1 protein-coding gene is annotated in these 852 nt (G+C 71.0%); it reads right to left on the reverse strand.

All coding sequences use genetic code 11. The annotated features are described in order from the left end of the window. Positions 1–10: 10 nt before the first annotated feature. On the reverse strand, positions 11–852 hold an 842-nt coding region (locus OOT08_RS09215; RefSeq protein WP_325092358.1), incomplete at its 5' end, for an FAD-binding oxidoreductase.

The raw sequence follows: 852 nt of genomic DNA on the forward strand, positions 1-852 counted from the left end.
CGGTAGCCGGTCATGAGCCGCCCCCGGACCGCGCCAGGACCGCCCCGGGGTTGAGGATCCCCTCGGGGTCCAGCGCGTCCTTGATGCGCTGGTTCAGTTCGAGCACGTCCGGCCCGAGATACCCGGCCAGCCAGGGCTGCTTGAGCCGCCCGACGCCGTGCTCGCCCGTGATCGTGCCGCCGAGCGCGACGGCCAGGTCCATGACCTCGCCGTAGGCCTGCTGCGCCCGGGCCTGCTGCGCGGCATCCATCGGATCGAGAATGATGAGGGGGTGCGTGTTGCCGTCGCCCGCGTGGGCGATCAGGGCGATCACCACGTCCCGGGCGGCCGAGATCCCAGCGATGCCCTCGACCAGTTCCCCGAGCCGCGGCAGCGGGACGCCCACGTCCTCGAGGAGCAGCGCCCCGCGCTTTTCCACCGCCGGGATCGCCGACCGCCGTGCCTGGATGAACTGCTCGCCCTCCTCCGGGTCGTCAGTCCAGAAGCACTCGCTCGCCCCCAGCTCCTCGCAGATCTGCTCGATGATCCGAATCTCCTCGGCCGCCTGGGGCGCGGACTCGTCCGACTGCGCGATCAGCATGGCCTCGGCATCCCGGTCCAGCCCCATCCGGGTGTCGTCCTCGACCGCGTTGATCGAGACCCGGTCCATGAACTCCAGCATCGAGGGCCGGATCGCCTGGGTGATGCGGAGCACCGCCTCGGTCGCGTCGTTCAGCCGCGGAAAGGTCGCCACGAGCGTGGTCGGGCGGCGCTGCGCGGGGATCAGGCGCAGCAGCACCTCCGTGATGATGCCGAGGGTCCCCTCGCTGCCCACGAAGAGCTTCGTGAGCGAGAGCCCCGCGACGTCCTTCA

The sequence above is a fragment of the Leucobacter sp. M11 genome, assembly GCF_035726885.1.
Lineage (GTDB): Bacteria > Actinomycetota > Actinomycetes > Actinomycetales > Microbacteriaceae > JAPFRB01.